Origin of the sequence: Ferrovibrio sp., assembly GCF_029255545.1 — a bacterium.
GTDB lineage: Bacteria > Pseudomonadota > Alphaproteobacteria > Ferrovibrionales > Ferrovibrionaceae > Ferrovibrio.
Map to the genome: position 1 here is coordinate 23,085 of NZ_JANLJJ010000073.1, position 6,850 is coordinate 29,934.

Annotated in this window: 8 protein-coding genes; all 8 read right to left on the bottom strand. The window is 63.5% G+C overall.

The features are described from left to right. On the bottom strand, positions 1-656 hold a 656-nt coding region (locus Q1J79_RS14500; protein WP_300301658.1), incomplete at its 3' end, for a glutathione S-transferase. Between the two features lie 118 nt (positions 657-774). Then, entirely contained in the window at positions 775-1,239 is a 465-nt protein-coding gene (locus tag Q1J79_RS14505; protein ID WP_300301660.1) for a nuclear transport factor 2 family protein, read from the bottom strand. 84 nt (positions 1,240-1,323) lie between these two features. Next, positions 1,324-2,172, bottom strand: coding sequence for a helix-turn-helix domain-containing protein (locus Q1J79_RS14510; RefSeq protein ID WP_300301663.1), 849 nt, complete (start codon positions 2,170-2,172; stop codon positions 1,324-1,326). Positions 2,173-2,263: 91 nt separating this feature from the next. Beyond that, on the bottom strand, positions 2,264-2,959 hold the full coding sequence (locus Q1J79_RS14515; RefSeq protein ID WP_300301666.1) for a hypothetical protein: 696 nt from the start codon (positions 2,957-2,959) through the stop codon (positions 2,264-2,266). Between the two features lie 129 nt (positions 2,960-3,088). Continuing rightward, a complete protein-coding gene (locus Q1J79_RS14520) occupies positions 3,089-4,282 on the bottom strand; it encodes an MFS transporter (RefSeq protein ID WP_300301669.1) in 1,194 nt (397 codons plus the stop codon). 97 nt (positions 4,283-4,379) lie between these two features. Continuing rightward, a complete protein-coding gene (locus tag Q1J79_RS14525) occupies positions 4,380-5,216 on the bottom strand; it encodes a ThiF family adenylyltransferase (protein WP_300301672.1) in 837 nt (278 codons plus the stop codon). A gap of 115 nt (positions 5,217-5,331) precedes the next feature. After that, the gene (locus Q1J79_RS14530) at positions 5,332-5,511 is read right to left on the bottom strand and encodes a hypothetical protein (RefSeq protein WP_300301680.1); all 180 of its coding nucleotides are present in this window, start codon (positions 5,509-5,511) and stop codon (positions 5,332-5,334) included. 526 nt (positions 5,512-6,037) lie between these two features. Beyond that, positions 6,038-6,850, bottom strand: an 813-nt coding sequence (locus tag Q1J79_RS14535) for a fatty acid desaturase family protein (RefSeq protein WP_300301675.1), incomplete at its 5' end; no start/stop codon positions are given.

Sequence of the window (6,850 nt, forward strand, 5' to 3'; positions counted from 1 at the left end):
CCGCCCTGCTCCAGCGCGCGGTGATAGGCCGGGCGGGCATGGATGCGGGCGAGGAAGTCGCGGATCGGCGCGTATTTGGGCTGGTCGAGGCCAACGCGGGCCGCCACCGCTTCCAGCGGAAAGCTCATCATGATGTCGGCGGCCGAGAAATCGCCGCCGGCAAACCAGCCGCCATTCTTCCTCAATGCATCGGCGCAGTATTCCAGATGCACCTTCAGCTGCGGGTCGGTTACGGTCTGCTGCGCCTTGGCGGCGATCTTGGCCACCAGCGGCCGCAGCAAAGCCGGCACGCCTTTCGGCATGCGCAGGAACACGAGTTTCAGCAGCAAAAGCGGCATGGCCGAGCCCTCGGCGTAATGCAGCCAGTAGGTATAGGCGCCGCGAGACGCATTCGTGCGCGGCGGCGACAGGCGATGGCCCGCGTCATAGGTATCGAGCAGGTATTCGATGATCGCGCCGGTCTCGGCATAGACATGGCCGTTATCCTCGATCACCGTCGACTTGCCGAGTGGATGCACCTTCTGCAATTCGGCCGGGGCACGCATGGTGGCCGGGTCGCGCTCGTAGCGTTTCACCGTATAGGGCAGGCCCAGCTCCTCGAGCAGCCAGAGCACGCGCTGCGAACGGGAATTGTTCAGGTGATGGACGATGATCATGTGCGGTTTCCACAGAGAAACGGGGCCAGGCAGGTCTGGCAACAGGGTAGCCACCACTGCAGCCGGGGGGAAGGGGCATCCCGGCTGCATCCTTCCCGGCCCCGTCCCCCGCGGGCCGTCAGGCCGCGCCGCGTTCGCCTTCGGTGACCACCTCGCCGCGCAGATACCGCCGCACGATCGTGCCGTCGGGCGGATAATAGGCCGGTTGCAGCGGCGTCATCTGCGCCTGCACGCAGATCCACAATCCGCCATCGAGAAAATATGTGTCGGTATAGGCGGTCATGCCGGTCACCTCCTGGCCGTCGCGGATACGCACGTATTTGGTCACCGAGCGCACCAGCGCGGTGTCGCCGAACAGGCTGATCTGCTCGTCGCGGTAATCCCAGTAGGGAATGACGTTGGCATCAAACCCCGTGGCCCAGTAATCGAGATAGGCCTTGCGCCCCATCATGCGGCCATCGGGCATGATACAGACGAAGCGCTCGTGGATGATGGCGCTGTGCGCCTTCACGTCATTGGTGACGAAATTGTGGATGAACTTGGCGTTCAGCGCGCGCAGGGCCGGCACCGGATTGTGACGCATGGGGCTTTCTCCTTCATGGTGGCGCGGCCACCCTGCCCCCTTGCCGATCGCGCCGGCAATTACGCGCGATGTAAGCGCGCGCCCTCAGTCGAACACGGAGAGCGCCGGATCGGCAGCCAGCCGCTTCGCCCATGAAGCCGTGGCCTCGTCGGCGGGAAAGAAGCCCTCGAACTTGACCTGCTGCAGCGTCACGTCGCGCGGCATGGCGAACTGGGTGAGCGTGACGAAGAAGGCGATCTCGCTGCGTCCCAGCCGGTAACGCAGCAGAGCCATCGGGCTCGCATCGGCCGCATCGTCCTGCGCGCCGATCAGCTCAGGGATGCCCGGATAGGCCAGCAGCTCGGCGCGCAGTCTGGCGGCGGCCGCGTTGAGGCCCTGGCTGGCCTCGCGCTGCAGCATCTGCAGGAAGGCGGCGATGAAATCCTCGCCGCCGACCATGAAGCGGCGCATGCCGCCGGGATGGCATAGCGAATGCAGCGCGTTCACCGCCAGATGCGGCGGCATGTCGTAATGCGGGCGCAGCGCGCCGAACAGCCGGGAAGCGGCCTGGTTGCGCAGCCGCACCTCCCAGCTTTCGTCCAGCACCAGCGCCGGGAACGGCTCCTGATGCGCCAGCATGATCTCCAGCGCCTGGCGCGCCGGCGCCAGCTCGGGCGCGGCGAGGTCGCGCGCGGCATACAGCGGCGCGAAGCCGGCCGCCACCAGCAGGGCATTCTGCTCGGCCAGCGGGATGGCCAGCACGCGCGCCAGCAAAACCACCATCTCGCGGCTGGGCTGCGAACGGCCGGTTTCGAGGAAACACAGATGCCGCGCCGAGATGCCGGCCTCGGTGGCCAGGCCGAGCTGGCTCAGATGCCGCAGCCCGCGCCAGTGTTTCAGCAGGCCGGGGAAGCCGGGTCGCGACCCGCTGCTCTGGCTGGACATATCGTTCATGCGACCACGCTAGACCCGCGCGGTAAGCCCGGCAATTACCTTCCATGTAAGCGCGATGCTTGAGGCGGGCCCGGCCTCGCCAGATCAGGCCTCACCAGCTCAGGACGGGCCGGAAGGCCTCGATCATGCGTTTCATGTCGTCCCGCCCGTAGGTCGCGCCCGGCGCCTTGCGGCAGACATGCCCCGTCGAGGTGTAGGCATAGACATTCGAGCCGAAACTCGGCGTGCCGTAATCGCGATAGCCGAAACAGGGCCGGCCGTCGCTGGAGAAGGACAGCGCATGCGCGTCGCCGACCAGGCCGGGATCGCCGGTCTCGTCGACGGGCCGGATGATCTTGACCGGGAACAGGATGTAGGACGCGTCCCGCTTGGCGCTGGCGGCGAACATGCCGCAGCGGCTTTCGGTCGGGTAATTGCCCATGACCAGGATCTCTTCCGTCGCCGAGATGATCGCCAGCATGAACTGCTTCACCTGGCAGCCCTGGTTCACCTGGTAGATCGGCCCGTCGAAGCAGTAGCGGGTTTCGCCCGTGACCGCCTTGTAGGGCGTGGCATTGCAATCGATCACCGCCCAGCCCGGCTTGACGATGGAGTTGCGGTAATTGCGGTCATTCTCGGCATAGACCGCCATCAGCTCGACCACCGCGGTTTCGTTCCACTGCCGGCCGGCGAAGGTGGCGGTGGCCTCCTGCGCCTGCGCCGGCCCGGAACCCAGCCCCAGCCATGCCGCGATGCCGGCGATCAGAACCCCGAGAACCAGCAGTACCCTGGACAAGATCCGATGCATGATACCCCCCTCTCCCGACTGATCCCGGATATCAGTGGATATCGACGCCCCTCAGGTTGTCAATATGGGGAATATTACCCTCTATGGTGAATGCCAGATCCAGGCCTGGCCCCCGGCCTGCATCCGGCGTCAGGCGCCTTTCTTCACCAGCCGCCACAGGCCGATCAGCCCCAGCACCGGCCCCGGCGCCAGCAGCCACACCACCGACGCGCCCATGGCGGGCAGTTGATGCGTGGCGAGTGCGATGGCGGCCAGCGTGATGGCAAAGCCGATGGCATTCTGGATCGCCAGCGCGCTGCCCACGGCCTCGGGCGGACAGGCGCGGCCCGAAAGGGCTGAGAATTGCGGCGAATCCGCCACCACCGCCACGCCCCAGACCACCAGCAATACCAGCAAAAGCCTCGGCGCGGCGGCCTCGGATAAAACCGGATAGACCACGCACAGCGCGCCAGACGTCGCCAGCGCCAAAGCCGCCACCCGCGCGCTGCCCCAGCGCGCGCTGACCACACCGCCGAGGATGCAGCCCAGCGTGCCGGCGCCGATCACGGCAAAGCTGAGCCGTGAGACATCCGCCGGCGCCAGCCCCGGCGCGGCCAGCAGGATCAGGAAGGGCGTGAGAGTCCAGAAGGCATAGAGCTCCCACATATGGCCGAAATAGCCCAAAGCGGCCGAGCGGAAATCGGGGATGCGGAAGGCGTTCAGCACCGCGCCGGGACTCAAGCGCCGAATGCTGGAAGGCCGCGCCAGATGCGGCCCGTCGCCCAGCCGCAGCACGATAAGGCCGCCCAGCAGCGCCAGAAGACTCGCCGCCAGCATCGCCGCCTGCCACGGCACCCCTGCCCCCAGCCCGCGAATGCCATGCGGCAATGCCGTGCCGAGCGTGAGCATGCCCACCAGCAACGCCAGCGTGCCGCCGGCCGCGCCTTTGGTCCAGCCGATCACCAGCTTCATGCCCAGCGGATAGATGCCGGCCAGAGCCAGACCGACGATGAAGCGCAGGGCCAGGGCGGCGGCATAACTCTGCCACACCAGCAGGAAGGCGGCATTGGCCAGCGCGCCCAGCACACAGCAGGCAAACACGATGCGGCTGGCGGCGAAGCGGTCGGCCAGGCCGCTCAGCGCCATGGCCAGCGTGCCGGCGATGAAGCCGGCCTGCACGGCATTGGTGAGCCAGCCGATATCGCGCGCCGACAGCGACAGCAGAGCCTGCAATTCGAAGGCGGCGGCATTGGAGGAAAACCAGAGCGTGGTGCCGAGAAACTCGGCCACCACGATCAGGGCGATGGCGTATTTAGCGGGAGACAGCGGGCTGGAGTCGGTCACCGCAACAGCCTAGCACCCCGCGCCTGGGGCGCCAGATCGGTCAGGCTGGTGCCGGATGACATTTGCGGGAGCGGCAGCATGAGGGGGACAAACTAGGCTAGAGTGCCGAGAAATCATATGTCGACTGTCGTGGCCGAAGAGACCGGCCTTCCGCTTTCCGCTTGACCAGATCGAATACCCAAAATCCAATGATTGAGGACAGGAACAGATTCGATGGGCCCGAGCTTGGCGCAATCGATCCCCGGCTGCTATGCCATAGCAGTTCGTCGCGGGCCGACCGGGCTAATGCGAGCTGTTGTTTCACTACTCCGTAGGAAAACAGATAGCCGGCCGAGATGCAGACCGACCGCTTTGGCATTAATTGCGGAATGCGGTTCATGAGGTCGGGAGGGTCGTCGGCAGTGCATATGATCAGGTCGGTCTTCAGAAATGGCCGCATTGCGCCGCCATCTTTCAGTTTGCCACGCACACGCCGGATTTGCAGGCTATCGAAGCGCGCACGCAACTGACGCGCCAGAACATCAACCTTGTAGCGCCCCCGATCAGCGCGACTGTAAGCAAATTGACGATTGAGATTGCTTGTCTCGATCTTGTCATGGTCGATCAAGGTGAAGCGCCGAACGCCCATCCCGGCCAGCATCAGTGCCGTGTTCGAACCAAGCCCACCGGCTCCCACCAGACACACCGAAAGACTGCGCAGGATACCCACTGCTTTTAACGTATCTTCTGGCCGTCGCGTGATCGACTCTAAATACGAAACGGTTCGGCTGAGTTCCGGCGTTTCATACAATTCACGCAGCGCCGTTGCATGGCGGGCACCACGTACAGCACCCGACTGTTTAAGTGACGCCTTCAGTCTGTTTGGATGGCGGACTGTAATGGCATCTTGTGGACCGATCACCAGATGCGTACCACTGCGAGCCTGGCCGACCATCAGGCCCGGATGCAGCCCCTCGTCAACTAAATCGGTCCAGTGCCGTACCGAGAGTGAAGGCACAAAAGACGAAGGGCCGGCACGCCGACCCTTCGCAGCCGCTGCGACGGCACGCTTAATTTCGAGACGCCCTGGACATGGCCATCTTCATGGCCTTCTTCTTGGCGGCTTTCTTCTTCGCCTTCGGCGCCTTTTTTGCCTTCACGGCTTTCTTGGCGGCCTTCTTGGCGACTTTCTTCTTCGCTACCTTCTTTTTCGCCGCCTTTTTCTTGGCGGCCTTTTTCTTCGCAGCCATATCTCTCCCCATTTGCAGGTGCATCCGAACGACTCGGATGCTAATGCAATTCTACCATTGCCTTTGCATTTTCAAGACAGGATAAGCGCACGCACCAAGATGCGTCTCGCGCACATACGTTCGTATTCGAGTACAGGGAGATATCTCGCAGCCAAATATAGCTTGGCATCTTATACGCCCATGACCAGTGAATAGATCTGTTAGCAGGAGTTTCATACAATTTGTCGTAATAAGTCAGTATATCGCCAATAGTTGTGCTATTCGGAGATGCAGTAAAATCTTTAACCCAAAATGGAGAGCTATCCGTCAATTCCAAGGATAGTTTCTCAGCAGCTAGGCCAATCCAAATTCCTCTTACGACAGACTGCTTCTGGAGTGTGGATAATGTTACCCAGCACTCCCCATCGCTTTTCGCAACTCCTGCATTGTTGCAACGATCAGCCGATTGGCCATAGGCCGCAAATGAAGTAGCAGAAAATAGTAGGCTAAAGAGAAGCCACCGACCGTTCGCCATTTTACCCCCCACTTAAATATGCGCCGGCTTCGCGCCACCTGAGCCGCCGCCGCTGTCGCTCACCGCACTCGCCGCCAGCCGCAGCACCTCGGCGTAACTGCCGCGCAGTTCCATTCTTTCGCCCCATCCCTTCGCCAGCATCATGCGGTGCGCCTGTGGCAGTCGCCAGCAGGGCACAAACAGCAGCAGGTGATGTTCGAGGTGGTAGTTCACCCAGAATGGCGCGAGCAGCAGGCGCGTGATCGGCCCGGCATAGGTCGTGCGCGTGTTGCGCAAGCTATCGTCGTTGTCGGGCACCATGGCATGTTCGGCGATGTTGCGGATGCGACTGACGAGCTGATACCAGGTGGCGAGCGGCAGCAGCCATAACAGCGGATAGAGCCACCAGTAGCCCAGCGCCGTGAGAATGCCAAGCAGCGCGAGGTTGGTGAGCGCCGCGCCGACGAGACCGCCCTTGGTCAGCCGCTCCCAGCGCTGCCGCCAGCTTAATCCCGCCTCGCCCCAGGTGAGCATCACCTGCTCGCGCCGGCGGGTGAGCGCCGTGCGGCCGCTGAGGTCGCGTTGAATCTTGCGGCGCAGGCTCTGGCGCGTAATCGGGAATGGCGCGGAGAGCACCAGGTCGGGGTCGTCTGCCTGCTGGGTGAAGCGATGATGCTTCAGGTGATAGGGCCGGTAGAGATGCAAATCGGTGATCACCGGATACGCGCAGAGCCATTGCCCGGCCAGTTCGTTCAGGCGCCGTGTGCGGAACAGCAGGCCATGGGCGGCATCGTGCATCAGGATGGCCAGGCCAAGCTGCCGCCCGCCGATCACCATCACGGCCAG

Excerpts from the sequence above, each read along its gene's own strand:
- Q1J79_RS14505 (WP_300301660.1), bottom strand. The coding sequence starts at position 1,239 with ATGCGTCACAATCCGGTGCCGGCCCTGCGCGCGCTGAACGCCAAGTTC.
- Q1J79_RS14525 (WP_300301672.1), bottom strand. The coding sequence starts at position 5,216 with ATGGTCGGCCAGGCTCGCAGTGGTACGCATCTGGTGATCGGTCCACAA.
- Q1J79_RS14530 (WP_300301680.1), bottom strand. The coding sequence starts at position 5,511 with ATGGCTGCGAAGAAAAAGGCCGCCAAGAAAAAGGCGGCGAAAAAGAAG.
- Q1J79_RS14510 (WP_300301663.1), bottom strand. The coding sequence starts at position 2,172 with ATGAACGATATGTCCAGCCAGAGCAGCGGGTCGCGACCCGGCTTCCCC.
- Q1J79_RS14515 (WP_300301666.1), bottom strand. The coding sequence starts at position 2,959 with ATGCATCGGATCTTGTCCAGGGTACTGCTGGTTCTCGGGGTTCTGATC.